The sequence below is a fragment of the Holdemania sp. 1001095H_141210_F2 genome, from assembly GCF_015558105.1.
Taxonomy (GTDB): Bacteria; Bacillota_I; Bacilli_A; order Erysipelotrichales; family Erysipelotrichaceae; genus Holdemania.
This window is the reverse complement of the sequence record NZ_JADNPO010000009.1, coordinates 34908-57753: the sequence shown is the minus strand read 5'-3', so window position 1 is coordinate 57753 and position 22846 is coordinate 34908. Positions and strand designations below refer to the sequence as shown.

Here is a 22846-nt window from a genome sequence, read left to right as displayed (position 1 = left end):
AGTAACGCTATGTGAAAGTAGAAACAATCCCGTTTGTTTCTTGACATTTCCGGGTGAACTTTGTATCCTTTAAACGATTCTTGTCGAAAGGGGAGATCGAATGAACTGGTATGTACTGTTTGTCCGCGGCGGCATGGAAGAAAAAATCCGCGATTTTTTTCTCAGCCAGGGACTGCATGCCTTCATTCCGAAGATGAAGGTCGTCTTCAGAAAACAGGGAATCTCCGAACTCGTCGAAAAGATTATGTTCCCCGGCTATCTGTTCATTGAAAGCGAGCTGGAACAGGCGGCGATGGATGAACAGATTAAAGAACTGCGGATGCAGAAAACGGGAATCGTCAAGCTGCTGAAATTCGATAAAGAAGGAACCCCGGCGCTGCGCAGCGAGGAGAAGGACTATCTCGAGCGGCTGCTGGGCAAAAATAAGGAGCTGGAACACTCCACCGGTCTGATTCAGGGCAATCAGGTCATCATTACCGAAGGCCCGCTGCAAGGCTTCGAGTCGCAGATCGTGAAGATCGACCGGCATAAGCGGAGAGCAGTGCTGGAACTGGAGCTTTGCGGTCAGCCGACGCGCGTCAGCGTTTCGCTGGAAATTGTTCAAAAGATTGATTAAGGGCAGGAGAAATTCCTGTCTTTTACTTTTGTTATGACGAGGATGCTGGTATAATAAAAGACAGTTTTGAAATGGGGGATACCATGTCGATCGAACACTGCATACTGCCTGAGCATTACCGCTCGCTGCTTAACCAGAAAGAAACCCAGATGGCGATCAAGCTTGTCAAGGATACCTTTGAACGCAAGCTGGCGGACAACCTGCGCCTGATCCGCGTCAGCGCCCCGCTGTTTGTTGAAGCCGCCAGCGGTCTTAACGACAACCTCAACGGCGTGGAGCGCCCGGTCCACTTTGACGTCAAGGAAACGCAGACGGAAGCGGAAATCGTTCATTCGCTGGCGAAATGGAAACGGCTGGCGTTAAAACAATATGACTTTGGTCCCGGCGAGGGCTTATATACCGATATGAACGCGATTCGCCGCGACGAAGATCTGGACAATCTGCATTCGATTTACGTCGATCAGTGGGATTGGGAAAAAATCATCCTGCGGCCTCAGCGGACGCTGGAGCAGCTGGAAGAAACCGTCCGCCTGATCGTGCGCAGCTTAAAGGAAACCGACGAGGTGCTGTGCGCCAATGTGCCGCAGATCACGCCGATCATTGAAGAAAAAGTCAAGTTTATTACCGCGCAGGAACTGTTGGACCGCTATCCGTCGTTGACGGCGAAGCAGCGGGAAGACGCGGTCACGAAAGAATACGGCACGGTCTTTATTGAACAGATCGGCGGACTGCTGAGCAATGGTCAGCCGCATGACGGGCGGGCGCCGGACTATGACGACTGGCAGCTCAACGGCGACTTGCTGATCTGGGACGCCGTTTTGAATAGGGCGATGGAAATCTCATCCATGGGCATCCGTGTCGATGAGGCCAGCATGATCGATCAGTTGAACAAGGCCGGCTGTCCCGAACGCTCGGTGCTGCCGTTTCACCGCGCGTTATTGGCGGGGGATCTGCCGTTAACGATGGGCGGCGGCATCGGTCAGAGCCGGATCTGTATGCTTCTTTTGCATAAGGCGCACATCGGCGAAGTCCAGGCTTCGCTGTGGCCGCCGATCATGCGCAAGCTGTGCCACGATAACGGAATCGAGCTGCTTTAATAAAGCCGCGGCCATTCAATTCAATTACAACACAAGGAAGGAACCCTATGGAAATTTTTAATCTTATTTTACTCCTGTTTTTTGCCGGTGCGTGCGTCTGGCTGATCCGGATTCTGCTGCGGCAGAAGAAAGCGATTCAGATTTACTGCTGCTTCTGGACGGCGTCGCGGATTATGATCCTGATCGCCGCTTCACTTTGCTTTCTGCCGTTTCTGGCGCTGGACTTCAGTCCGATGACGGTGCTGCGCTCGGTCTTAATGGCGGTGGTCATCATCATGTTCGCGCTGATCAGCGACGGCTTAGGCAGCGACGGCTTCATGTATATGGGCAGCGCGGTGCCGTTTGACGCGATTACTGAATATGATGTGAAGGAAGTCAAGAATAAATGCAAGGTTGTGATGACGGTCAAGGAAGTGGACAAGAAGGGCAAAACCTCGTTGACACAGCTGACGTTTGACTTTAAGAAAGAACAGAAGGACGAGGTCGCCAATCGTTTAAAAGCGGCGATCGGCAAAAAATACCGCCGGATGAAGCTGGAGCGTTAAGGCTCTTGCTTCTTTTTTTCTGTGGGTATTGCGGCTCTGTCGTCTGAGCTTTCCGGCTTCGATATTTTCATCCTTATATTATAAGACAGCGAAATATTATAAGACAGCTTACCCTGCGGCAGACAAAGCCGTCTCCGCCGGCAGCATCGCGGTAGCCTCCAACCACAGTACGTTTCTTTCGATGACGCTGGAAAAGGGAAAGATCAACGCCAGCTTTGCCGACGCTGAGGCAGCAGCGCCCCGAAGCTTGCCTCAATTTTAGGTAAAATCTCAACAAAACCGAAGAAAAAGCCTTTTTTTGCCTGCGTGTTTATGGTATTATATCCGCGTGAAAGGTGACTGGTGAGCAATGACAACGATGAGCATTTCCATGGAGGATACTTTTCATAAAAATCAAAATTAAGCATGGGTGTTTTGCACCTGTGTTTTCTTTTTGACGTCTTGGTGATTTTGTATAATCGTGGGAATAAGGCTCACAAGTTTCTACCTTGCTGCCGTAAACGGCAAGACTACAAAACGAAGACTTTTTTGTTTTTGTTTTGTAGACATTGGAGGTTCTCTGATGTCTTTTTCTATTTCTAAATTCAAGGAGGAGTATGAAAATGGAAGAAAAAGCAGTAGTTGGGATCGTCATGGGTTCAATGAGCGATTATGAGGGAAACGTTTCATTCACCTGTGAAACACTGGAATCCTTCGGTATTCCGTATGAAAAGATCGTGCTGAGTGCGCACCGCACACCGGATGAAACGATCGAATATGCAAAAACGGCATATGACCGCGGATTAAAGGTGATCATCGCGGCTGCCGGAGGCGCGGCGCACCTGGCGGGTGTGATCGCCGGCTGCTCAACACTGCCGGTAATCGGCATCCCGATGAAGACCAGTACGCTCGATGGTCTGGACAGCCTGCTTTCCATCGTTCAGATGCCGGCCGGGGTTCCAGTAGCGACTGTTGCGATCGGCAAGGCCGGATGCAAAAACGCGGCTGTGCTGGCGGCGACGATGCTGGGGGCGTTTGATCCGGAAATGCACAAGAAGATCGAAGCGCACAAAGCGGACATGAAGAAAAACGTCTTAGAAAATATGAAATTCTAGAAATGGAGAATACCATGAGTTTGATAAACAAGCGCATCTTTGTAGAAAAGAAAGACCGCTTCCGCACGGAGGCCCAGGATCTGTATAACGAATTAAAGGAAAATCTGCAGCTGAGCGCCGAAGGTCTGCGGCTGTTCAACATTTACGATATCTTCGATATTGACAGCGAAGATTATGAAAAGGCTAAGAAAACCGTCTTTACCGAGGTCATGACCGACACGCTTTACGAAACACTGGATTGTCAGGGCAAGACGGTCGTCGTCTGGGAAACTCTGCCGGGTCAATATGATCAGCGCGCCGACAGCGCGATGCAGTGCATCAAGCTGCTCAATCCCGCTTCCGCCTGCCGGATTACGACCGGAAAGCTGATGATGCTGGAAGGGGAGGTCGACGGCGAAATGCTGAAGAAAATCGAAGCCTACGTCATCAATCCGATCGAATCCCGTGTCAAGGATCTGTCCCGCCTGGCGGTCGATCAGAATGTCGACGTCAAGCCGTTGGAACAATTCCCGCATTTCATTGAGATGGACGCCGCACAGATTCAGGCGTTTGTGAAAGAACACGGCTTAGCGATGAGCGAAGCTGATCTGGCGTTGGTTCAGCGCTATTTCCTCGAAGAAGAAAAGCGAAATCCGACGGAAACAGAAATCCGCGTGCTCGATACCTATTGGTCCGATCATTGCCGGCATACGACGTTTGAAACCTGCTTGAAGAACGTGACGATCACGACCGACCGCTTTGGCGAGCAGATTCAGCAGGCCTATGACCGCTATCTGCAGCTGCGGCATGGGTGCAATCGGGATGAGAAGCCGCAGACGTTAATGGACATGGCGACGATCAACGCGCGCGACCTGCGCCGTCAGGGAAAATCGCCGGAGGTTGAGGTCAGCGAGGAAATCAATGCCTGCAGCGTTTTTATCGACGTCGATCACGACGGTCAGACTGAAAAATGGCTGCTGATGTTCAAGAATGAAACACATAACCACCCGACTGAGATCGAACCATTCGGCGGTGCTTCCACCTGCATCGGCGGGGCAATCCGCGATCCATTAAGCGGACGCAGCTACGTCTATCAGGCGATGCGCGTCAGCGGCTGCGGCAATATTTTAGAGAAACTGGAAGACACGATTCCGGGCAAGCTGCCGCAGAAAGTGATCTCCAAGAAAGCGACGCACGGCAATTCTTCATACGGCAACCAGATCGGTCTGCCGACGACGCATGTCCGTGAAATCATCCATCCGAGCTATGTCGCCAAGCACATGGAAGTCGGCGCGGTCGTCGGGGCGGCGAAGGCGGAAAACGTTGTGCGCCAGTCTCCGGAAGCAGGCGACGTCGTCATTCTGTTGGGCGGCAAGACCGGCCGCGACGGCATCGGCGGGGCGACCGGGTCCTCGAAGGAACACAATTTAAAATCCTTAGAAGTCTGCGCCAGCGAAGTCCAGAAGGGCAACGCTCCGGAAGAACGCAAGATCCAGCGGCTGTTCCGCAATCCGCAATGCACCCGTCTGATCAAGAAATGCAACGACTTCGGCGCCGGCGGCGTCTGTGTTGCGATCGGCGAACTGGCTGACGGATTGGAAATCCATCTCGATCAGGTCCGCACGAAATATGCCGGCTTAAACGCAACGGAAATTGCGATCAGCGAAAGTCAGGAACGGATGGCCGTTGTCGTCCGGGCGGCGGATGAAGCGAAGTTCATTCAGCTGGCCGCGGAAGAAAATCTCGAAGCTTACCGTGTGGCGGAAGTCACCGATACCGCCCGTTTAGTCATGAAGATGAACGATCAGACGGTCGTCGATCTGGCACGCCGGTTTATCGACACCAGCGGCGTGCGTCAGGAAGCCGACGTGGAGATTGCCACGCTGGAAGGCGCCAATCCATTTGGCTGTGATAAGCCGTTAACCAAAGAGGCAATCCTGGCGACAATGGCGGAACCGAACGTCTGCTGCCAGAAGGGCTTGGGCGAAATGTTTGACGCGTCGATCGGCTCGACGACGGTCTTAATGCCTTACGGCGGCAAGACGCAGCTGACGCCGGCTCAGGCGTCTGTTCAGAAGCTGCCGGTTCTGGACGGCAAGACGACGACCTGCAGCGTGCTGACCTACGGCTTTAATCCGCGAATCATGGAATACTCGACCTATGTCGGAGCGATGGACAGCGTGCTGGAATCCATGGCCAAAACGGTGGCCTGCGGCGGCGATTGGGAACGGATCCATTTCTCGTTCCAGGAATATTTTGAACGGCTGAATCAGGATCCGCAGCGCTGGGGTAAGGTGACTGAAGCGCTGCTGGGCGCAATGCAGGTGCAGGACTATTTCCAGAAGGCCGCGATCGGCGGCAAGGACAGCATGTCCGGCACGTTTAACGACAAGCACGTCGTGCCGACGTTGATTTCCTTTGCCTGCAGCGATGCGAAGACAAACAATATCATTACCCCGCAGCTGAAAACCCCGGGCAACCGCCTGGTTGTCTTCAAACCACAAATCAGCGAGGAAGGACTGCCGGAGCTGTCCAGTTATAAGACGATGTTTAAGGCGGTCAGCGAAGGGATCCGTCAGGGCACGATCGTTTCCGCCTATGTCGGGGAAGAAGGCGGCGCGCTGGCAGCCTTGTTTAAGATGAGCTTCGGCAACCGCCTGGGCTTTGCCATCGAGGGCGGTCAGGAGCTTCTGCAGCTGCAGCCGGGATTGATCGTCGCGGAAGTTACGCCGCAGTTTGCGGATGAGCGCGCGGCGGTGATCGGTGAAGTGAAGGCCGAGCCGCAATACCTCATCAATGAATTGAAGCTGAGCCAGGACGAAGTGCTGGCCGCCTGGATGGGGACGCTCGGTTCGCTCTATCCGGTTTACAGCAAGGGCGAAGCGCAGACGCTGCCGATCCGCGATCAAAAGCGTAAGCAGGATTACCTCTGCCGCCAATCCAGCGCGGAGGTCCGCGTCCTGATTCCGGTTTTTCCGGGCAGCAACTGCGAATACGACACCCGCCGGGCGTTTGAGGAAGAAGGCGCGAAGGTTACGATCTTTGTGTTCCGCAATCAGAACGAACAGGCGATCTTCGATTCCATCGATCAGATGGCCGCGCTGCTGGACAACAGTCACATCCTGGCGATTCCGGGCGGCTTCTCCGCCGGCGACGAGCCTGACGGTTCGGCGAAGTTTATCGTCAACATCCTGCAGAATGAGAAGATCAAAGCGGCGGTAACCCGCCTGCTGGACCGTGATGGTCTGATCTTAGGCATCTGCAACGGCTTCCAGGCGCTGATCAAATCCGGACTGCTGCCGTATGGCGAAATCCGCACGCTGGACGAAACCAGTCCGACGCTGACCCGCAACCACATCAACCGGCATATCTCCAGCGTCGTCAGAACCCGCGTCGCCAGCACCTGCTCCCCATGGCTGCAGGGCCTGGAATGCGGCGAAGTCTATTCGATACCGGTGAGCCACGGCGAGGGCCGGCTGGTCGCGGATGAGGCGATGATCGAGCAGCTGTTTGCCAACGGTCAGGTCGCGTTCCAGTATTGCGATGAAACCGGCACGCCGACGATGGATCCGACAGCCAACCTCAATGGTTCCGACTGGGCGATCGAGGGTCTGGTTTCCCCGGATGGCAAGGTTTTGGGAAAAATGGGTCATTCCGAGCGTTACTTCACGGATGTCTTTAAAAATATTGACGGAGAAAAGAAACAGAATATTTTCGCCAACGGGGTAAATTACATCCGGGGCAAGGGAGGAAAAGCATGAGCACACAGTACGAAAAGGCCGGGGTATCCCTGGAAGCAGGGTATGAATCAGTACGGCTGATTAAGAAACACATTGAGAAAACCCGCCGCTTCGGCATGATGGGCGGCATCGGCAGCTTCGGCGGCATGTTTGATTTAAGCGCGCTGAACATGAAGGAACCGGTGCTGGTCAGCGGTACCGACGGCGTCGGCACCAAGCTGAAGCTGGCCTTTATGATGGATAAACACGACACGGTCGGACAGGACGTCGTCGCAATGTGCGTCAACGACATCATCGCGCAGGGCGCCGAACCGTTATTCTTCCTCGATTACATCGCGGTGGGTAAAAACCATCCGGAGAAAATCGAGCAGATCGTCAAGGGTGTAGCCGAGGGCTGCGTGCTGGCCAACTGCGCGTTAGTCGGCGGGGAAACGGCGGAGATGCCGGATATGTATGATGAAGAGGATTACGATATCGCGGGCTTTACGGTCGGTGCGGTGGAAAAATCCAAAATGATCACCGGAGAGAAAACCAAAGCGGGCGATGTGGTGATCGGTCTGGCTTCCAGCGGCGTGCACTCCAACGGCTTCTCGTTAGTCCGCAAGATTGTTCTGAAAGATAACCACCTTGATTTGAACACGAAGTTTGACGAATTGCAGGACTCCCTGGGAAATACGCTGCTGACGCCGACACGGATTTACGTCCGTCCGGTGCTGGAGGTGCTGAAGCAGGTCGATGTCCACGGCGTCGCGCACATCACCGGCGGCGGATTTTACGAGAACATGCCGCGCTGCCTGAACCCGGGCTTAGGCATTGAGATTCATCGCGGCACGTGGGAAGTGCTGCCGATCTTCCATGTTCTGCAGCAGCTTTCCGGCATGGAAGAAAAAGAAATGTACAACGTCTTCAACATGGGGATCGGCATGATTCTGGTCGTCGATCTGGCAGATGCGGACGCGGCGTTGGAAATCTTAAAAGCTCAGGGTGAAAAGGCCACGGTCATCGGTGTGGTGACCGATCAAGAAGGGATTGACATTGAATGAAGCGCATCGCCGTCTTCGCTTCCGGCACCGGCACGAACTTTGAAGCGATCGCCGACGCGATCGAAGCCGGTCAGCTGAACGCGGAAATCACGTTGGTCGTCGTCGATAAGCCAAATGCGCCGGTCATTGAAAAAGCGCAGAATCGCGGCATTGACGTGTTCGCGTTTAATCCGAAGGACTATCCGTCCAAGCCGGATTACGAACGTGAGATCATCGCCCGCTGTCAGGCTCACGGCGTGGAGTGGATCGCGCTGGCCGGGTATATGCGGCTGTTGTCGCCGGTGATGCTGGAAGCGTATGATCAGCGGATTGTGAATATCCATCCCTCGCTCTTGCCGGCGTTTAAAGGCAAGGACGCGATCGGGCAGGCGATTGAATACGGCGTTAAGGTGATGGGCGTGACGATCCATTATGTCGACGCGTCGATGGACGGGGGACGGATCATCGCTCAGCGTGCCTTCGCGGTGCAGCCGCAGTGGAGCAAGGAAGAAATTGAAGCGCAGGTGCATGCGATCGAGCATGTCCTGTATCCGGAAACGTTAAAAACGCTGGTGGAGGAATAAAGAAGCTATGGCAAAAGTATTGGTGATTGGCGGCGGCGGGCGCGAACATGCGCTGGCCTGGAAATTCGCGCAGAGCCCGCAGGTGGAAAAAGTCTATGCGGCGCCGGGAAATCCCGGCATGGCGGCGGTAGCCGAATGCGTAGCCATTGGTGTGCTGGAATTTGACAAGCTGATCGCGTTTGTTAAAGAAAAGGCGATCGACCTGACGTTCGTCGGCCCGGAAGTTCCGCTCTGCGAAGGAATTCAGGACGCGTTTGCGGCCGCGGGGCTGGCTGTGTTTGGGCCAAGCAAGGCGGCGGCCCGGCTGGAAGGCAGTAAGGTGTTTTCCAAAGCAATGATGCATAAATACAACATCCCGACCGCGGCGTATGCCAGCTTTTCCGATTATGAAGAAGCGAAAACGTATTTAGAGAAGCAGCCGGTTCCGGTTGTTTTAAAGGCGGACGGCCTGGCTGCGGGCAAGGGCGTCATCATCGCCCAGACGCAGGAACAGGCCCAGGCCGCGCTGAAAGAAATGATGTGCGAGGGTCTGTTCGATCAGGCCGGATCTTCGGTGGTCATTGAGGAATACTTAGAAGGCGAGGAGTTCTCGCAGTTGGCGTTTGTCAACGGGACGACCGTGATCCCGATGGAGATCGCGCAGGATCACAAGCGGGCTTTCGACCATGACGAAGGCCTCAATACCGGCGGCATGGGCGCTTACACGCCGGTGTCGCATTTATCCCGGGAAGTCGTGAGGGAAGCGATCGACAAGATCGTCCGGCCGATGGCTGCGGCGATGGTGGCGGAAGGCTGTCCGTTCACCGGAATTCTCTACGCCGGCTGCATGGCAACCGCGCGCGGGGTGAAGACGATCGAATACAATGTGCGCTTCGGCGATCCGGAAACGGAAGTGCTGATGATCGCGCTGCAGGACGACCTGTATGAAATCTGCACGCAGGTGCTGAAGCATCAGGAAATGCCGCTGCATTGGTCATCGGAACCAGTCCTGGGCGTCGTTCTGGCCAGCCAGGGCTATCCGGAAAGCTCGACCAAAGGCGCGCTGATCCGGAATCTGGAAACGGTAAACACAACGGTGTTCCACATGGGAACAGCGGAAAAGGACGGTCAGCTGGTTACCGCCGGGGGCCGCGTCTTGTTTGTCGCCGCCCAGAGGCCGACGCTGAAGGAAGCGCAGGCCGCGGCGTATGCCGAGATCGCGAAAATCGACTGCGACGCGCTGTTTTATCGTCATGATATTGGCGCGCGGGGACTGGCGGATTAGTTGACAGAGCCCGCTCTTTGCGGTAAACTAGCGATACGGATAGGAGGGTGTCATGACGAAACCCAAGAAAACATTTCAGAAAATCTTGGTGATCGGCCTGGTCAGCTTCATCTGTCTGATGATGATCCTGAATACCATCCTGATGTTCTAATCGTTAAGGACAGTCAATCAGGTCGCTCATAAAAGGCTGCGCGGTGAAAGCCCGGGCGGGAATAGAAGCTAACAATGAATCAGGAAGCGGAAGGACAATGCGGAACTTCCGCTTTTCTCTATCGTATCCCCCGACAGGAATCTGGATAAGGAGAGGGAGACGACGGAATGCAAGAGTTTGATAAGGGGGAAGCAAGGTATGGATCAAACAAAAAAAGAGGCGCTGACATCTTCGCTGGCGGTGTTTCCCGGCTATCTGGTCGTCGGCATCGCGTTCGGGCTGCTCGCTCAGCAACATCAGATCGGCTGGGGCTGGGCGCTGATGATGAGCGTACTGGTGTATGCCGGTTCGATGCAGTTTGTCGGAATTCAGCTGCTCGCGCAGGCGGCCAGTCCGCTGCAGGTCATCCTGATGACGCTGGCGGTGAATCTGCGGCATCTGTTTTACGGTTTTTCGTTTCTGCGGGAGTTCGGCGAACAGGGAGTGCGCCGCTTGTATCTGATCTTCGGACTGACGGATGAAACGTATGGTTTGTTATGTCAGAAGAAGCTGGAGAACAAAGCGGAGCCGCAGCGGCTGTATTTCTGGATTACGCTTCTGGATCAGCTGTGGTGGATTCTCGGCACGCTGATCGGCGCGGCTGCCGGGGCCGTCATTCCCTTTGATACGACCGGGATTGATTTTGCGATGACGGCGCTGTTTTTTGTCACCTGTCTGGATCAGCTGAAATCAGCGGTCACTCCGATTCCGACGCTGGTGGGTTTGATCAGCGCAGTCGCGGCGCTGGTCCTGTTCGGCGCGGACGGGATGATTCTGCCGGCGCTGGTGATGATTGCCGCAGGTCTGCTCGGCCTGCGCCCGGTTTTGGAAAGAAGGGGGCTGAAGGCATGAATTCGTCAATGTTTTTAGCGATTCTGTTGATGGCGGGGGTGACGTTTCTTACGCGCTGGCTGCCGTTTGCGGCGTTTCGACCCGGGCAGCCGATCCCGAAGACCATCGCATACCTGGGGCAGGTGCTGCCGTTAGCGATGATGGCGATGCTGGTGGTGTACGGTCTGCGCTCTACGGACTGGCTGGGATCCAATCACGGCCTGCCGGAGCTTTTGGCGCTGGCGGTGACCGGCGTTATTCATGGCTGGAAGCGCAACAGTCTGCTCAGCATCGGCTGCGGCACGCTGTTCTATATGGTTCTTGTCCAGCAGATTTTCCGGTAGTCTGTAAAAAGAGGGACGCGGAAATCGAGGGAACAGGGCTTGAAAATTTTCCATTCAAGCCCTGGTGAAAATCTGGTATAATGGGAATACTCAAAAAGGGAAAGGAACTCAGTTATGGAATATTTGAAACTTATCGGCATTCTGATCATCGTAGTCGGATTTGCCTTAAAATGGGACGTCATTGCGGTCGTCCTGATTTCCGGTCTGGTCACCGGTCTGGTGTCCGGCCTGAACTTTATTCAGATTCTGGAGATTATGGGCAAGGCGTTTGTCGATAACCGCCTGATGTCGATCTTTTTGATCAGCTTTCCAGCGATCGCGCTGATTGAGCGCTACGGCATGAAAGAGCGCGCGGCGGAATTGATCGGCAAGATCAAAAATGCGACGGCAGGCAAGGTCTTATCCATCTATATGGTCGTGCGGATTCTGGCTTCGGCGATGTCGATCCGGCTGGGCGGCCACGTGCAGTTTGTGCGTCCGCTGATCCTGCCGATGAGCGAGGCGGCTGGGGAAACGTCGATTAAAAAACCGCTGAACGAAAAACAGAGCGAGCGGATTAAAGGCTTGGCGGCCGCGGTTGAAAACTACGGCAACTTCTTCGGTCAGAATATCTTTTTAGGCAACAGCGGCGTGCTGTTGATCCAGGGGACGCTGGCGGCGGCCGGTTATGAGGTCACGCTCGGCTCAATCGCGCAGGCGTCGATTCCGGTCGGCATCATTGTGACGATCTTTACGATCATTCAGGTTCTGTTAGCGGACCGCAAGCTGAAAAAGGAGGCGCAGGCGTAATGGATTTAAAAACACTGTTAAACTGGGGCAGCGAGATTGTGTTCTGCCTGTGCGGTCTGGTCAGCTTCAACGCGGCCTGGCGCGGTCTTCAGAATGAAAAATGCCGGATCGGCACGTTTGTGTTCTGGACGATTCTCGGATTGATCTTTATTTTAGGCCCGTATATTCCGTATGCGCTGACCGGTGCGCTGCTTCTGGTGCTGGGCTGCCTGACGGCGACCAAGCAGGTGCAGATGGGCAAGTTTGTGCCGTCGGAGGCGTCGTTCCGCAAGGCGCAGGCGGACAAGCTGGGTAATAAGATTTTCCTGCCGGCGATCACGATCGGCGTTGTCGCCCTGGCTTTGTCAATGCTGAAATTTTCAGATAAGACGCCGGTGATTACTTTTCCATTGTTATTGGGCTTGATTCCCGCGGCTGTGTTTGTGATCTTGGCGGCTGCGAAAGGAATCCAGGCGAGAAAGCTGACGCCTGAGGAAAAGAAACGCGCCCAGCGGCAAGCGGTACAATGGGCCATCGCGGGTGGTATCTTAGCGGTGATCACGGTGATTTTAGCGCAGCTGAAGTTTAAAGTGGCCGAGGGCGGCGTGACTTTCCCGTCAGCGCTGGCAATCGGTCTGGCTTCGATCCTGGCGTACTTGATCGGCGTGGCGATCACCCGGCCGAAGTTTGCGGAAACGCGTGACGATACGGCGCGGTTATTGATGACGGTCGGCGCGGCGAGCCTGCTGCCGCAGCTGTTAGGGGCATTGGGATCCGTCTTTACGGAGGCTGGCGTCGGAGCGGTGATTTCCAGCATTATGGCGAACGTCGTGCCGCAGGGCAGCGTGGTATTGGGCGTGATCGTTTATGTCGCCGGGATGGTTCTGTTTACGATGGTTATGGGCAACGCGTTTGCGGCGTTCTCCGTCATCACCGTGGGGATTGGTGTTCCGTTTGTGATCCTGCAGGGTGGAGATCCGGCAATCGTCGGCGCACTGGGAATGACGGCCGGTTTCTGCGGCACCCTGATGACACCGATGGCGGCGAACTTCAATATTGTGCCGGCGGCGGTACTCGAAACGAAAAACAAATACACGGTGATCAAGGCGCAGCTGCCGATGGCGCTGATCATGATCGTCGTTCACGTCGTGCTGATGCTCGTATTGGCTTTCTAAGCTTAATAAATTAAGATCAGGGGAAAGGGCGCAAGCGGATTCCCCTGGTCCGCGGATAAATAAAAAGGAGGACGTTGTGATGAAAATATTAGTGACAGGTTTTGATCCGTTTGGCGGTGAGAAAATCAATCCGGCCATTGAGTCGGTAAAACGGCTGCCGGAGGTTATCGGCGGTGCGCAGATCGTCAAGCTGGAAATCCCAACGGTTGTTCATCAATCGCTGGCCGTGATCCGGGAAGCAATCCGGAAGGAAGACCCGGATATGATTCTTTCGATCGGTCAGGCCGGCGGCCGGCCGGATATCACAGTGGAGCGAGTCGGTATTAATGTCGACGACTGCCGGATCGCGGATAACGCGGGCAATCAGCCGGTGGACGAACCGATTTATCCGGAGGGCCCGGACGCGTATTTTGTTACGCTGCCGATCAAGGCGATGGTCAAGGCGATGCAGGAAGCTGGGATTCCGGCTTCCGTATCCAACAGCGCCGGGACGTTTGTCTGCAACCATGTGACCTATGGCGTGCGTTATCTGATCGAGACGGAATTTCCGGGCAAACGCTCCGGTTTCATTCACATTCCGTATCTGCCATCGCAGGCGGCGACGAAAAAAGGCATGCCGTCGATGGAGCTGGATACGATTGTGAAGGGTCTGACCGTGGCGATCGAAGCGATGATCGAGCATCAGGAAGATGTGAAGATCACCGGCGGAACGATCTGTTAAAAAAGAAGCAGCGGGGGCAGAAACATGAAAATCGCGTTAGGACAAATCAACGTTAAGCAGGGCCAGCCGACGGAAAATCTGGCGGCCATGCGTGAAATGATCGCACAGGCGAAAGCGGAGAAGGCAGATTTGATCGTCTTTCCGGAGATGGCGCTGAGCGGCTACTGTCTGCAGGACAAATGGCTGGATCAGGATTGGTGCGCGTATCTGGAAAGTCTGAACGACGAGCTTCTGGCGTTGTCGCAGGGGATCGGGATCCTCTATGGCAATCTGGGAACCCGGCCGATCGGTCAGGCCCAGCGTGGGCGCGACGGACGCCCGGTGCGCTACAATGCCGCTTACTTCTGCGCTGACGGTCAGTGGGTGAAACGGGAAAACAGCAGTCTGGATGGGATGTATATCAAGCATCTCAATCCAGATTACCGGGTGTTCGACGATTCCCGTTATTTCCTGTCCGGAATGGAAATCGCAATGCGGAATCAAACGCCGGTTGAGGAAGGGCTGCGGCCGTTTCTGTTTGAGAAAGACGGTCAGACCTGGCGGATCGGCGTTGAGATTTGCGAGGATCTGTGGAGCGAGGATTACGCGCTGGATGTGACGGATGCTTATTTAAAGCAGGACGTCGATCTGATCGTGAATCTGTCCTGTTCCCCCTGGACGCTGAATAAAGAACGCTCGCGGGATAAACGGGTGCGCCAGCATGCCGCTTTGGCGCAGGGAGCCTTTGTGCCGCTGGTTTATGTCAATGCCTGCGGGATGCAGAACAATGGCAAAAATGTAATGGTGTTTGACGGCGACAGCACGATTTATGATGAACAGGGCGAACGCCAGCTTTCGCTGAACGATCAGTTTGAGCCGGAGTGCCGGATCGTCGATCTGCATGAGCGCGGAGTTCTTACGCGCCAGCCGGAAACCAAGCTGATGCGCGCGTTGGTCAGCGCGATCCGGGAGTTTGACAAGCAGATGTTTTCACCGAAGATGAAATGGATCGTCGGTTTGTCCGGCGGGCTTGACAGCAGCATCACTTCGGCGCTTCTGGTTTACGCGCTGGGCGCTCAGCGGGTTGTCGGCTACAACATGGCCAGCCGGTATAACAGCCTGACGACGAAAAACAACGCGAAGGCGCTGGCGGAACGCCTGGGGATTTTGATCCGCGAGGGTAGCATTGAAAAGATCGTCGACGCGACGGTCGATACGCTGCAGGATTATGGCTATCCGCAGGCGGAAGGGCTGGCGCTGGAAAATATTCAGGCCCGGCTGCGCGGTCATTTGTTGTCAAGCTTTGCTTCGATGGAAGGCGGCGTGATCGTCAACAATGGCAATAAGGTGGAAGCGGCGCTGGGGTACTGCACGCTGTATGGCGACGCGATCGGCGCGCTGTCGCCGATTGCCGACTGTACGAAGGTCCAGCTGTTTGACCTGGCGAAGCAGATTAACGCGGCGTTTGGCCGCGAGATCATTCCGGCCAACCTGCTTCCGGAAATGGACGGCGACCGCCTGATCTGGGAATTCCCGCCGTCAGCTGAGCTGAAAGATGATCAGCGCGATCCGATGAAGTGGTTTTATCATGATTGGTTGATTAACCAGCTGACGGAGTATCCGGGCGGCCGGGTTGAGGAAATCATGGACGACTATTTGCAGGGGCGGCTGCAGACCAGCGAGATCGGACAGTGGCTGCGATACTATGGGCTGGACGAGCCGGAAGCTTTTATTCAGGATCTGGAATGGGTGCTGCGCACAATGCAGGGCGCGGTGTTCAAACGAATCCAGTTCCCGCCGCTAATTTTGATCAGCCGCGGCGCGTTTGGTAACGATGTGCGCGAGGCGCAGATGCGCCCGGAAGCAACGAAACGCTACCGTCAGCTGCGTGAACAGATTCTGGCCATGCCAAAGCCGTGTTAATGAATTAGGCGCATACTCGAATTGAAAAGAAAACGCTGAGGCGAACAGGAATACTCCTGTACGGCTTCAGCGTTTTTCTGTTATTGTGTGTTCGGATCAGTGTTTCCGATCGGCGCTCAAGTCGATCATGTCGGCATAGACCGGTGTCGGCAAGCCGAATCCGCCATGCACCGCCATGACCTGACCGGTCGTGTAGGCCGCATCGTCGCTGGCGAAATAAACCACGGCTGCTGCGATTTCTTCCGGTTTGCCCATGCGCTGGATCGGCGTATGCCGCAGGAAGAAGTCCTGGAATTCTTTAGACATGTTGTTCATCACCGCATCGGTTGCGGTCTGGCCCGGGCAGACGACGTTGACGCGGATGTTGCTGCGGGCGGTCTGCACGGCGATATTTTTTGATAAATAGATGATCGCATCCTTGCTGACGGCATAACCAATCCGCGCGATATCCGGCGTCAGTCCGCCGATGGAGCTGATGTTGACGATACTGCCGCCGCCTTGTTTCTTCATGTGCGGAATGACCGCCTGGCTGCTGACGAAAACGCTGGCCAGATTGATATCGACCGTGGCCTGGAAATCCTCCCAGCGCGTGTGTTCAATGTCTAAATCTGTCTTGGGATCGGAGGTGCCGAAATTGTTGACCAGCACGTCGATCCGGCCCTCCAGCTTGACGACTTCTTCGATCATCGTGCGGTAGGATTCTAAATCGGTCGCGTCGTTATAAACGGTGCGGACGCGGTAACCCATCGCATTCAATTCCTCAGCCCGCTGGCTGGCCCGTTCTAAATTCCGCACCGCCATGTAAACGATTGCGCCTTCCTTCGCGCATGCCTGTACCGTCGCTAAGCCGATGCCCCGCGTCGAAGCGGTAACCAATACTACTTTGTCTTTTAATCGCATAGTTTTCTCCTTGATGTAATGGTTTAATTATAAACGCGAAGACTGGAAAAAAATATCGAAATGACCGGCCTGTCGTTAGAAAAGAAAACAAACAGAGGCAAAAAGCGGCGGGAAGAATTGAAAAAACAGGGCGAAATCAGAGAATATCCCAAGTTCGTCCTGTTTGTACGGGTTAAACTTCGTTTGCTTATTGGATGGATGCGTCGTAAATAGTCTGGATCGATTCCTGCAGCAGCGCGTTGAATTCATCGTCAGTCTGCTGCGCCTTAAGCCCTTCGGTCAACGCGCGGGAGAAGCTGGCGATTAAGCCTGGATTGCGCGCCAGTTTTTCGTTGGCTTCCTTGCGGGAGTAGCCGCCGGATAACGCGACGACACGGACGACATGCGGATCGTTCATCAGATCACTGTAGAAACCATCAACTGTCGGAATCGAAAGCTTAAACATCAAACGAACATTGTCCTTCAACGTTTTCAGATGACGTTCAATTTCCGCTTTCAGCAGGATTTCGCATTTTTCCTTGTCCGGCAGGGTGATGTCGACTTCCGGCTCCAAAATCGGAACGAAGCCGGCTTTTGCGATTTCAAGACCGATTTCAAATTGTTGATCGACAATCGCGCGGATGCCGTCCGGATTTGCACCTTTGATCACGGAGCGCATCTTTGTGCCGAAGATATGCCGCTGACCTGCTCTCTCCAGCAATTCCTTCAGATTGCCGATCGGCTTCATCAGCTGAACGTCGTTCTCTAACGGGGCCAGGCCTTTGTCAACCTTGAGAATCGGAAGAATGCCTTTCTTTTCCCACAGATAGTCGGCGGTGTACTGGCCTTCAATCTGACGGTCCATCGTCATTTCAAACAGGATGGCTGCCAGGATATGCTCGCTGGTGAAAGCCGGACTGGTGATGATTCGTGAGCGCATCTGATGGATCAGATCGAACATCGCTTCCTCGCCGTTGTACTGATCTTCCTCGATTCCATACAGCCGAAGAGCTTTCGGCGTACTTCCTCCACTTTGGTCCAGAGCGGCGATAAAGCCTTTGGCGGAATGCATTCGGTTCAGTTGTTCTTGATTCATGCGAAACCCTCCTTTTCTCTTGCCCGGGATGAATCAGTTCATCTCTAAGTTCATGATAGCACTTTCTTTGTGAAAATACCATGCCCGCAGTGCGGCGGTCAGAAACAAAGCACTGCCGTCCGCGGTTATTTTATGATATGATGGTACCGGTGATAGAAATGAAAGAAAAGAAAAAGGATCCGATCTCTTCAGTTCGGACAAAGTGCATTCAGCTTGATGCTTCCGGCAAAGGGCTTGTTAAAATAAAGGATGAAAAGGTTTTGATCGAGAATCTGCTTCAGGGCGAGGAAGTTGAGTTGGAATATACACGGGGAAGGGGCATTCGAGTCGTATCCGCGGTTCGGCTGACGGACAGTCCGCTGCGGGTGAAGCCGCGCTGCCGGGTGTTTGATCGCTGCGGCGGATGCCAGCTTCAGCATGTCGATTATCCTGCCCAGCTGGATTGGAAGAAGGAAAAGGTCCAGCAGCTTTTAGGACGGTATGGCCGGGTGCATGATGTTTTGGGCATGGCGGAACCGTGGACTTATCGCAACAAGGTGATCGCGACGTTTTCACTCAGTAAAAAAGGAAAAGTCATCGCCGGGATTTACGAGGAGGACAGCCATCAGCTGGTACCGTATTCGTCATGCTGGATCCAGGATCCGATCGCAGAGAAAATTCTCGCCACGGTATGCGAGCTGATGACGGAATTGAGGATCGAACCGTATGATGAGGATCAGCGTACAGGGTTGGTCCGGCATTGTTTGATTCGCGTCGGGCATGTGAGCCGCGAGGTGCTGGTATGTCTGGTCTGCGCTTCGCCGATCTTCCCGGCCCGCAAGCAGCTGATTCAGCGGCTGCGCCAGCGGCATCCGGAAATTACGACCATCGTCATGAACGTGAATTCCCGCAATACCAGCGTCGTTCTGGGATCGCAGGAGCGGGTGCTCGTGGGACCCGGCAAGATCCAGGACGAGCTTTGCGGACTGAAGTTTTCGATCGCCGCGAAGTCGTTTTATCAGATTAACTCAGTTCAGACCGAGGTCCTCTATGGAAAAGCGATGGAGCTGGCCAATCTGACCGGCAAGGAACGGGTGCTGGACGCGTATTGCGGAATCGGGGCGATCAGCCTGGTCGCGGCGAAGGCGGCGAAGGAGGTCGTCGGCGTGGAAGTCAATCCGGTATCGGTCAAAAACGCGATTGAAAACGCGCGCATGAACCATCTTCGCAACGCCTGGTTTGTGGAAGCGGATGCCGGTTTGTTTATGGAACAGGCAGCCCGGGAAGGGCAGGCTTACGATGTTGTGTTTATGGATCCGCCGCGCGCCGGTGCGGATGAGCGTTTCCTGAAGTCGTTATGCCGGTTAAATCCGGATCGGATCGTGTATATCTCGTGTAATCCGTCGACGCAGGCACGGGATTTACGGCATCTGACGCATGAGGGGTATCAGGTGCGTTCGATCGTACCGGTCGATCTCTTTCCGATGACATCACACGTGGAGACAATTTGTTTGTTAGTCAAAACCCGGCCGAGCAGTAAAACCTCGGCGCCGTTAAGCCAGCGGCGGCCGTCGGCGGAGATTCCGCCTGTTTGTGCAGAGTGCAAATAATTAAACTTTCAGAATTAAGGCTAAGAAAAGTAGAAGAATACTTTTGAATTTCTGGCCCTATGTTTACCTGTTTTCTATCTCTGAAATATATCATCGAAACAGAGAATCTAGGAAAAAAACTAAAAATAGAGAAGCGATATCCCAAAAAGTTGCGCTGGAAGTGTGAACAAAGAAAAAGGAGGCTAAACGATGTTGTGTATCATCGCGCCGGCAAAGCGCATTAAAACAGACGAAGTTTTTATATCGCCCAGACATCAGCCTTTCTTTCTTGAAGACAGTCGGAAATTGCTGCCAACCCTCAAAGCGCTCAATCAGGAACAACTGCGCAGACTATTGAAATGCAGTCCGCAGATTGCCGAAGAAGCAAGAAAGCAGTATCAAATCCTGGATCTGAATAAGGAAGGGACACCCGCGATTCTGAGCTATGACGGTATTCAGTACCAGACGATGGCGCCGCATGTATTTACGGATGAGCAGCTGGACTACGTGGAACGCCACGTCCGGATTCTCTCCGGATTTTACGGTCTGCTGCGGCCGCTGGATGGTATCCATCCGCATCGCCTGGAAATGGATTCTCCATTAAGAACACCCGCGTTTCGCAGTCTTTATGAATTTTGGGGCGATCGTTTATATCAGCACCTGGCTCAGTCAGATTCTGTTTTAATCGACTTAGCCAGCGCTCAGCATGCCCGCAGCGTCAGCCGATATGCGGCTTCGCCTGTCCGGTATATTAAATGCTGGTTCTATGAAGAAACCGGGATGGGGCTGCGGGAGAAGGGTGTTTATGTAAAGATCGCACGGGGTGAAATGATCCGCTATTTAGCGGAAATCCGAGCGGACAATCCAGAACAGCTGAAAACGTTCAATCGGCGTGGTTATCGTTATCAAGCCAAACTTTCGAATGATCATAATTTTGTGTTTACCCGTGACAAAGGAGAAACCTATGAAACAAAAAATCGGAATTATCGCGGAGGCCGACGATGAAATTCAACCGTTGATCGCGCAGATGCGAATCGAGAAAACAGAAGCAGCCGCGATGCTGAAACTCATCGAGGGGACATGGCAGGGACAATCCATCACTGCGGTACGCTGCGGCGTCGGTAAAGTGAATGCAGCTTTAGCAACTCAGCTGCTGATCGATAAGCAGGTATCCGTTGTGATCATGATCGGAACGGCGGGGGCGTTGGATCCGAACTTAAGGATCGGGGACGTGATCATTATCGAGCGATGCACCTATCACGATGTTGATCATTCGGGTGTTTTGATTCATTATCACCCCTATATGAAAGACCTGTGGTTTCTCAGCGATCCGGACTTGGTTCATCTGGCAGAACGCGCTGCCGGTCAGGGAAACGGAGAAGGAAAAATCCGGACAGGCCGGAGCGTCAGCGGAGATCAGTTCATTGATCAGGCGGGACGCTCATCAATAATTGAAAAATTCAATCCGGATTGCGTCGATATGGAGAGCGCCGCGGCAGCCCATGTTTGTTATGTCAACCAGATTCCGTTTTTAGCATTGCGCGCAATTTCCGACACGCCGCATCAAAGCGGTTCAAAAGCATATCATCAGAATTCTTCCTGGGCCGCGCTTCAGGCGCTGACTCTGCTGGAAAGAATGATGGGCGAGCTGGGAGAAAATAGACCGGAATGAATGAAAAAGAAAAAATGATTGCCGGCATGAACTATAATCCGCTGGATCCGCAGCTGATTCTGCTTCGTGACCGGGCTTCCCGGCTCTGTCATCGCTATAACAAGAAAACCTTTCATGAAGTGAATCTGCGCAGCCGCCTGTTGCGGAAGCTGCTGCGGACTGAGGGCAACTTCTGGGTAAAGCCGCCGTTCTATTGCGATTACGGTTTTAATATTACATTGGGAAACGATGTGATGTTGAACTATGGCTGCGTACTGTTGGACGTCTGTCCGATCATAATCGGCGATAAAACGCTGATCGGTCCGAACGTTCAGCTGCTGACGGCCTGTCATTCGCTGGATCCCAAGCTGCGCGAACAAGATGTGGAATTCGGAAAACCGATCACAATCGGCCGAAATGTCTGGATTGGCGGCGGGGCGATCGTTTGTCCGGGGGTGACCATCGGGGATAATACGGTGATCGGAGCCGGCAGCGTCGTCACGAAGTCCATGCCGGCGAATGTCATCGCCTATGGAAATCCGTGCCGGGTGCAGCGGCGGATCGATCTTGATCAGAAACCGGATGAGTTTTAACCAGAAAAAAAGAGAAATTCCAGTTTGGCGTTGGAAGCCGAAAGCGGAATTTCTCTTTTTAATTGACTGTAATGAAAGCAAGCTGAGATCAGAATTTCTCGGACAGCTTAAAGCCGAGCGATCAAAGCGTCGGTAAACGCGGTGGTCGTCGCGGTTCCGCCTAAATCGCGCGTGCGGACCGGAGTGTCGCACAAAACGGAAACCAACGCCTTGTGAATCCGCTGAGCCGCGTCTCCATAACCTAAATAGTCCAGCATCATGCAGGCGGATTGAAGCAGGGCAGTTGGATTCGCCAGGTTCTTTCCCGCGATATCCGGGGCAGAGCCATGCACGGCTTCAAAGATTGCGATTTCCTCATTCCGATTCACACCGGGAAGCAGCCCCAGTCCGCCGATCAAACCGCTGGACAGATCAGAAAGGATATCACCGTATAAATTCGGCATGACCATGACGTCAAATTGCTCCGGATGCATGACCATCTGCATACACGCGTTGTCGACAATCAGATCAGTGGCTTCGATCTGCGGATACTGCGCGGCGATCTCCCGGAAGATCCGCAGAAACAGGCCGTCGCTTTGTTTTAAGATGTTCGCTTTATGCACGCATGTAACTTTCTTCCGCTGATGAGCTGCCGCGTATTCAAATGCCGCCTGGATGATTCGCTGTGAAGCGGGACGGGTGATCCGCTTGATCGCTTCTATCGTATCCTCGTCGATCTTCCGTTCCTCGCCGATATACAGATCTTCGGTATTTTCCCGGAAGATAATCAGATCGACATTCTCATACCGGGTTTTCACACCTTCCAGTGAACGGGCTGGCCGGATGTTCGCGTACAGGTCAAACGCCAGGCGCAGCTGGACGTTGACGCTGCGGAAGCCCTGACCAACCGGCGTCGTGCATGGCGCTTTAAGCGCAATGTGATTTTTGCGGATCGACTGCAGCGTGGCTTCCGGAATCAGACTGCCGGTTTGTTCCAGCGCGGTCTGTCCGAGCGTTTGGCGGTCAAAGGTCAGGGGGAGCTGGAGCGCTTGTAAGACGCGGACAACCTGAGCGGTGATTTCCGGGCCGATCCCGTCGCCTTCGATCAAAGTAATTGTTTGGGTCATGGCTGATGCCTTCTTTCTATTTGCTTTTAAGTGTACCGCAGGAAAGAAAAAATGAAAAGAACAAATTGAAAAAACAAAACA

The 22846-nt window shown here is 54.0% G+C and carries 22 protein-coding genes and 1 riboswitch; of the genes, 18 read left to right on the top strand and 4 right to left on the bottom strand.

Annotated elements, in window-relative coordinates; translation table 11 throughout:
- Positions 1 to 100: 100 nt before the first annotated feature.
- The 3 genes from loaP to I2G61_RS07700 all read left to right on the top strand — a co-directional run bounded on the left by loaP (position 101) and on the right by I2G61_RS07700 (position 2258).
- A complete protein-coding gene (gene loaP / locus I2G61_RS07710; RefSeq protein WP_072683352.1) occupies positions 101 to 616 on the top strand; it encodes an antiterminator LoaP in 516 nt (171 codons plus the stop codon).
- Positions 617 to 699: 83 nt separating this feature from the next.
- The gene (asnA, locus tag I2G61_RS07705; protein ID WP_072683351.1) at positions 700 to 1713 is read left to right on the top strand and encodes an aspartate--ammonia ligase; all 1014 of its coding nucleotides are present in this window, start codon (positions 700 to 702) and stop codon (positions 1711 to 1713) included.
- A 47-nt stretch (positions 1714 to 1760) separates the two neighbouring features.
- Positions 1761 to 2258: a hypothetical protein gene (locus tag I2G61_RS07700; protein WP_072683350.1), complete on the top strand. Its 498-nt coding sequence runs from the start codon at positions 1761 to 1763 to the stop codon at positions 2256 to 2258.
- A 203-nt stretch (positions 2259 to 2461) separates the two neighbouring features.
- On the opposite strand, the gene I2G61_RS07695 is transcribed toward I2G61_RS07700, so the two are convergent.
- Positions 2462 to 2665, bottom strand: a complete 204-nt coding sequence (locus tag I2G61_RS07695; RefSeq protein WP_139248538.1) for a hypothetical protein — start codon at positions 2663 to 2665, stop codon at positions 2462 to 2464.
- Between the two features lie 23 nt (positions 2666 to 2688).
- A riboswitch (purine riboswitch) is annotated at positions 2689 to 2790 on the top strand.
- Positions 2791 to 2854: 64 nt separating this feature from the next.
- Here I2G61_RS07695 and purE point away from each other — a divergent pair.
- From purE to nadE, 11 genes are all read left to right on the top strand, one after another.
- Positions 2855 to 3352 (top strand): 5-(carboxyamino)imidazole ribonucleotide mutase, encoded by a 498-nt coding sequence (purE, locus tag I2G61_RS07690; protein ID WP_006060424.1) that lies wholly within the window; start codon positions 2855 to 2857, stop codon positions 3350 to 3352.
- Positions 3353 to 3366: 14 nt separating this feature from the next.
- The gene (locus I2G61_RS07685) at positions 3367 to 7092 is read left to right on the top strand and encodes a phosphoribosylformylglycinamidine synthase (protein WP_229100709.1); all 3726 of its coding nucleotides are present in this window, start codon (positions 3367 to 3369) and stop codon (positions 7090 to 7092) included.
- Positions 7089 to 8114, top strand: coding sequence for a phosphoribosylformylglycinamidine cyclo-ligase (gene purM, locus I2G61_RS07680; RefSeq protein WP_195548102.1), 1026 nt, complete (start codon positions 7089 to 7091; stop codon positions 8112 to 8114). The genes I2G61_RS07685 and purM overlap by 4 nt, the downstream gene beginning before the upstream one ends.
- Positions 8111 to 8677 (top strand): phosphoribosylglycinamide formyltransferase, encoded by a 567-nt coding sequence (gene purN / locus I2G61_RS07675; RefSeq protein WP_072683347.1) that lies wholly within the window; start codon positions 8111 to 8113, stop codon positions 8675 to 8677. The genes purM and purN overlap by 4 nt, the downstream gene beginning before the upstream one ends.
- Positions 8678 to 8684: 7 nt before the next feature.
- The gene (gene purD / locus I2G61_RS07670; protein ID WP_072683346.1) at positions 8685 to 9941 is read left to right on the top strand and encodes a phosphoribosylamine--glycine ligase; all 1257 of its coding nucleotides are present in this window, start codon (positions 8685 to 8687) and stop codon (positions 9939 to 9941) included.
- 349 nt (positions 9942 to 10290) lie between these two features.
- The gene (locus I2G61_RS07665; protein WP_072683345.1) at positions 10291 to 10983 is read left to right on the top strand and encodes an AzlC family ABC transporter permease; all 693 of its coding nucleotides are present in this window, start codon (positions 10291 to 10293) and stop codon (positions 10981 to 10983) included.
- Positions 10980 to 11306 carry a branched-chain amino acid transporter permease gene (locus I2G61_RS07660; protein WP_072683344.1) on the top strand — a complete coding sequence of 109 codons (327 nt, stop codon included), beginning with the start codon at positions 10980 to 10982 and terminating at the stop codon, positions 11304 to 11306. The genes I2G61_RS07665 and I2G61_RS07660 overlap by 4 nt, the downstream gene beginning before the upstream one ends.
- A gap of 114 nt (positions 11307 to 11420) precedes the next feature.
- A complete protein-coding gene (locus I2G61_RS07655) occupies positions 11421 to 12095 on the top strand; it encodes a DUF969 domain-containing protein (protein ID WP_072683343.1) in 675 nt (224 codons plus the stop codon).
- Positions 12095 to 13249, top strand: a complete 1155-nt coding sequence (locus I2G61_RS07650; protein WP_072683342.1) for a DUF979 domain-containing protein — start codon at positions 12095 to 12097, stop codon at positions 13247 to 13249. The genes I2G61_RS07655 and I2G61_RS07650 overlap by 1 nt, the downstream gene beginning before the upstream one ends.
- A 79-nt stretch (positions 13250 to 13328) precedes the next feature.
- Entirely contained in the window at positions 13329 to 13970 is a 642-nt protein-coding gene (gene pcp / locus I2G61_RS07645; RefSeq protein WP_072683341.1) for a pyroglutamyl-peptidase I, read from the top strand.
- Between the two features lie 24 nt (positions 13971 to 13994).
- Positions 13995 to 15872: an NAD(+) synthase gene (gene nadE / locus I2G61_RS07640; RefSeq protein ID WP_072683340.1), complete on the top strand. Its 1878-nt coding sequence runs from the start codon at positions 13995 to 13997 to the stop codon at positions 15870 to 15872.
- Positions 15873 to 15968: 96 nt separating this feature from the next.
- Here nadE and I2G61_RS07635 read toward each other — a convergent pair whose 3' ends face one another.
- Complete coding sequence (locus I2G61_RS07635) at positions 15969 to 16772, bottom strand: SDR family NAD(P)-dependent oxidoreductase (protein WP_195548101.1); 804 nt, start codon at positions 16770 to 16772, stop codon at positions 15969 to 15971.
- 187 nt (positions 16773 to 16959) lie between these two features.
- Positions 16960 to 17847: a fructose bisphosphate aldolase gene (locus I2G61_RS07630; RefSeq protein WP_195548100.1), complete on the bottom strand. Its 888-nt coding sequence runs from the start codon at positions 17845 to 17847 to the stop codon at positions 16960 to 16962.
- A gap of 158 nt (positions 17848 to 18005) precedes the next feature.
- On the opposite strand from I2G61_RS07630, the gene rlmD reads away from it, so the two are divergent.
- The 4 genes from rlmD to I2G61_RS07610 all read left to right on the top strand — a co-directional run bounded on the left by rlmD (position 18006) and on the right by I2G61_RS07610 (position 21659).
- On the top strand, positions 18006 to 19436 hold the full coding sequence (gene rlmD / locus I2G61_RS07625; RefSeq protein ID WP_229100708.1) for a 23S rRNA (uracil(1939)-C(5))-methyltransferase RlmD: 1431 nt from the start codon (positions 18006 to 18008) through the stop codon (positions 19434 to 19436).
- Between the two features lie 189 nt (positions 19437 to 19625).
- Positions 19626 to 20420: a peroxide stress protein YaaA gene (gene yaaA / locus I2G61_RS07620; RefSeq protein ID WP_072683337.1), complete on the top strand. Its 795-nt coding sequence runs from the start codon at positions 19626 to 19628 to the stop codon at positions 20418 to 20420.
- On the top strand, positions 20380 to 21087 hold the full coding sequence (locus I2G61_RS07615) for a 5'-methylthioadenosine/adenosylhomocysteine nucleosidase (protein WP_072683336.1): 708 nt from the start codon (positions 20380 to 20382) through the stop codon (positions 21085 to 21087). The genes yaaA and I2G61_RS07615 overlap by 41 nt, the downstream gene beginning before the upstream one ends.
- The gene (locus I2G61_RS07610) at positions 21084 to 21659 is read left to right on the top strand and encodes a sugar O-acetyltransferase (RefSeq protein ID WP_072683335.1); all 576 of its coding nucleotides are present in this window, start codon (positions 21084 to 21086) and stop codon (positions 21657 to 21659) included. The genes I2G61_RS07615 and I2G61_RS07610 overlap by 4 nt, the downstream gene beginning before the upstream one ends.
- A 107-nt stretch (positions 21660 to 21766) precedes the next feature.
- Here I2G61_RS07610 and I2G61_RS07605 read toward each other — a convergent pair whose 3' ends face one another.
- On the bottom strand, positions 21767 to 22765 hold the full coding sequence (locus I2G61_RS07605) for an isocitrate/isopropylmalate dehydrogenase family protein (RefSeq protein WP_072683334.1): 999 nt from the start codon (positions 22763 to 22765) through the stop codon (positions 21767 to 21769).
- Positions 22766 to 22846 lie beyond the last annotated feature (81 nt).

Excerpts from the sequence above, each read along its gene's own strand:
- asnA (WP_072683351.1), top strand. The coding sequence starts at position 700 with ATGTCGATCGAACACTGCATACTGCCTGAGCATTACCGCTCGCTGCTT.
- I2G61_RS07615 (WP_072683336.1), top strand. The coding sequence starts at position 20,380 with ATGAAACAAAAAATCGGAATTATCGCGGAGGCCGACGATGAAATTCAA.
- I2G61_RS07610 (WP_072683335.1), top strand. The coding sequence starts at position 21,084 with ATGAATGAAAAAGAAAAAATGATTGCCGGCATGAACTATAATCCGCTG.
- purD (WP_072683346.1), top strand. The coding sequence starts at position 8,685 with ATGGCAAAAGTATTGGTGATTGGCGGCGGCGGGCGCGAACATGCGCTG.
- I2G61_RS07685 (WP_229100709.1), top strand. The coding sequence starts at position 3,367 with ATGAGTTTGATAAACAAGCGCATCTTTGTAGAAAAGAAAGACCGCTTC.
- I2G61_RS07695 (WP_139248538.1), bottom strand. The coding sequence starts at position 2,665 with ATGCTTAATTTTGATTTTTATGAAAAGTATCCTCCATGGAAATGCTCA.
- yaaA (WP_072683337.1), top strand. The coding sequence starts at position 19,626 with ATGTTGTGTATCATCGCGCCGGCAAAGCGCATTAAAACAGACGAAGTT.
- I2G61_RS07630 (WP_195548100.1), bottom strand. The coding sequence starts at position 17,847 with ATGAATCAAGAACAACTGAACCGAATGCATTCCGCCAAAGGCTTTATC.
- I2G61_RS07605 (WP_072683334.1), bottom strand. The coding sequence starts at position 22,765 with ATGACCCAAACAATTACTTTGATCGAAGGCGACGGGATCGGCCCGGAA.
- purM (WP_195548102.1), top strand. The coding sequence starts at position 7,089 with ATGAGCACACAGTACGAAAAGGCCGGGGTATCCCTGGAAGCAGGGTAT.
- I2G61_RS07700 (WP_072683350.1), top strand. The coding sequence starts at position 1,761 with ATGGAAATTTTTAATCTTATTTTACTCCTGTTTTTTGCCGGTGCGTGC.
- purN (WP_072683347.1), top strand. The coding sequence starts at position 8,111 with ATGAAGCGCATCGCCGTCTTCGCTTCCGGCACCGGCACGAACTTTGAA.
- I2G61_RS07660 (WP_072683344.1), top strand. The coding sequence starts at position 10,980 with ATGAATTCGTCAATGTTTTTAGCGATTCTGTTGATGGCGGGGGTGACG.
- I2G61_RS07650 (WP_072683342.1), top strand. The coding sequence starts at position 12,095 with ATGGATTTAAAAACACTGTTAAACTGGGGCAGCGAGATTGTGTTCTGC.
- nadE (WP_072683340.1), top strand. The coding sequence starts at position 13,995 with ATGAAAATCGCGTTAGGACAAATCAACGTTAAGCAGGGCCAGCCGACG.
- I2G61_RS07665 (WP_072683345.1), top strand. The coding sequence starts at position 10,291 with ATGGATCAAACAAAAAAAGAGGCGCTGACATCTTCGCTGGCGGTGTTT.
- purE (WP_006060424.1), top strand. The coding sequence starts at position 2,855 with ATGAAAATGGAAGAAAAAGCAGTAGTTGGGATCGTCATGGGTTCAATG.
- loaP (WP_072683352.1), top strand. The coding sequence starts at position 101 with ATGAACTGGTATGTACTGTTTGTCCGCGGCGGCATGGAAGAAAAAATC.
- I2G61_RS07655 (WP_072683343.1), top strand. The coding sequence starts at position 11,421 with ATGGAATATTTGAAACTTATCGGCATTCTGATCATCGTAGTCGGATTT.
- I2G61_RS07635 (WP_195548101.1), bottom strand. The coding sequence starts at position 16,772 with ATGCGATTAAAAGACAAAGTAGTATTGGTTACCGCTTCGACGCGGGGC.
- pcp (WP_072683341.1), top strand. The coding sequence starts at position 13,329 with ATGAAAATATTAGTGACAGGTTTTGATCCGTTTGGCGGTGAGAAAATC.
- rlmD (WP_229100708.1), top strand. The coding sequence starts at position 18,006 with ATGAAAGAAAAGAAAAAGGATCCGATCTCTTCAGTTCGGACAAAGTGC.